Origin of the sequence: Candidatus Protofrankia californiensis (assembly GCF_900634765.1) — a bacterium.
GTDB classification, from domain to species: domain Bacteria; phylum Actinomycetota; class Actinomycetes; order Frankiales; family Frankiaceae; genus Protofrankia; species Protofrankia californiensis.
In genome coordinates this window covers 1-765 of record NZ_CAAAFT010000367.1, presented here as the reverse complement: position 1 = coordinate 765, position 765 = coordinate 1, and the positions used below count along the sequence as shown (strand labels likewise).

General features: G+C 74.9%; 1 protein-coding gene. It reads right to left on the bottom strand.

The genetic code is table 11. The annotated features are described in order from the left end of the window. Positions 1-765, bottom strand: a 765-nt coding sequence (locus DD1DGNOD_RS29790) for a Mur ligase family protein (protein ID WP_241255833.1), incomplete at both ends; no start/stop codon positions are given.

Genomic DNA, 765 nt, shown 5'->3' with positions numbered 1-765 from the left:
CGAGGTTCAACGAGACCAGATGCCGCTCGCCGCCGGCCACCAGCTCGAAGCGGGCCGAGCCGTTGTCGTCGACCCGCACACCGTGCGCCTGCACGTCCGCTCGGGTACTCCCACCGATCGTGATCACCTCGCCACGTGCGCGGGTGGCCATCCCCGCGACCAGCGGGTCGTCGGCGTTGAGGACGACGGCCGCGGACGCGGCCTCGGCCAGTTCGCCCTTGGCCCGGGCGATACCGGCCCGCCCGTCGGCGTACTGGCCGACATGCGCCGAGCCGACGTTCAGCACGACCCCGATCTGCGGCCGGGCCAGCGCGCACAGGGCTGCGACGTGGCCGGGCCCGCGGGCACCCATCTCCAGCACGGCGAACCTGGTGGCCGGTTCGATGCGAAGGACGGTCAGCGGCAGGCCGATCTCGTTGTTGAACGAACCGGCGGCGGCAACGGTCGGCCCGAGCTCGCCCAGCAGGTCGGCGAGGAGATCCTTGGTGGTGGTCTTGCCCGCCGAGCCGGTCACCGCGACCACGGTCGCCGCCGACCGGCTGCGCACCTCGGCGGCGAGCGCGGCCAGCGCCGCGGCGGGGTCGGGGACCACCACCGCCGCTACGCCCACCGGCCGGGCCGCGAGCACCGCGGTCGCGCCGGCGCTCACCGCGTCCGCGGCGAAGTCGTGGCCGTCGACCCGGGCTCCGGCCACAGCGACGAACAGCGCACCGGCGGTGACCTGGCGCGAGTCGATGACAACGCTGGTCACCGCGGCGTCAGGGT